This window comes from Parageobacillus caldoxylosilyticus NBRC 107762 (assembly GCF_000632715.1).
Lineage (GTDB): Bacteria > Bacillota > Bacilli > Bacillales > Anoxybacillaceae > Saccharococcus > Saccharococcus caldoxylosilyticus.
Genome location: NZ_BAWO01000067.1, coordinates 1 through 1,347, shown reverse-complemented (window position 1 = coordinate 1,347; position 1,347 = coordinate 1). Strand labels below are relative to the sequence as shown.

Genomic DNA, 1,347 nt, shown 5'->3' with positions numbered 1-1,347 from the left:
ACCCCGTGGTTCGCTGTTAGCGACGGCGCCTGTCGTGCACCATTCCTTCCATCGGTCAGTACACGACAACGATTTTAGCAACCAGGTCTACACCTCCTTTAGTTGAATTTGGTACTGGTTCAGCCAACAGAATTTGTGCAAGATGTTCCATAATGACCATTCATGTTCCTCTTTGAAGTTCTCTATCTTTTTCAACATCATCCCTAGATATTGTCGTTGTTTTGTTCCGCTTTTCGATTGCTTGTAGGATTCTTCCATCGACCCTAACACGGCAATCAAATGGCGTTTCACTTTCGTTTTTATGGTATTAATGAGTTCTTTTGGCAATCGCTCCTGATACCCTAATCCGCGTCTGCCAATCACCAAAGCGGCGCTTTCATGGACGGATAACCCATACTTTTTCATATACTTGAATCGTCCGATGACGCTGGTGTATGCCGGATTCACTTTTTTGATGCGAAACCCAAGCCGTAATCCCCGACGAAGGATCGTTTCCGTCAGTTTTTTCTTGTTGAAATGATGGGTCAAGCGATTGAATCGTTTGTCTGTATCGTGCCGCTGTCTTAGTTGAATGTTTTCAATGACCACTGCCCCAACATTTTCTTGAAGCAGCCAGTCATACACATCTCGTACGGTTTCTCCAATGATGTTGTTTCGCTTATTCGCTTTCACATATTCGAGTTCATGACAGTAAAACACTTTTGATTGAAGAAAGTTTCCCTGTTTCGAAACGATGCTTACAGCGATGCGGTCAATGTTGATGTCAATCCCAGCGATTCGTTCCGCTTGAATCGGTTCATCATAGGCAAGTTCCCTGCCATATACCTCTTCTTCATAGACGAGATGAATGTAATATTCCCCGTTCTTGCGTTTGATTTCAACAGTATATGGTCGATATTCGATAATGGGTTTTCCTTTTGCATTCACTCCGACTGATTCTCCTATGACGAGATCGATGATATCCTCTTCATATTTTTCAGGAACCAACACAGGGAATCGTAAACGGGGAGCGTGTTTCCCATTTTGTTGTTCCAGCGGGTTGGCGATTTCTACATACCATTGATTCGTGTTGTCGTCATACACCAGGCGAATATTTAAATTTCCTTTTTTGCTTTTATCGCCTCTGGCATACAACTGATTCGAGCGCAAATCTTTCCATTCTTCGTTCGTGATGTTTCCTTTCAAGCGCTTATAAAAGTTCTCTTTTCCACCAAAAATCACACGTGGAATTGTCCCTTGATCGAGATGGTGCTTTAGCTCGGCTTCTTTGGATTTCCATTTTTCTAATCGTCGGTGTAATCCGTCTAAACACGTTGGAAGATCGACTTTTTTCGGTGTTTTTCTTCC

Annotated in this window: 1 protein-coding gene; it reads right to left on the bottom strand. The window is 42.9% G+C overall.

The window, feature by feature from the left end:
- Positions 1-87 precede the first annotated feature (87 nt).
- On the bottom strand, positions 88-1,347 hold a 1,260-nt coding region (locus GCA01S_RS16505), incomplete at its 5' end, for an IS200/IS605 family accessory protein TnpB-related protein (RefSeq protein ID WP_042411591.1).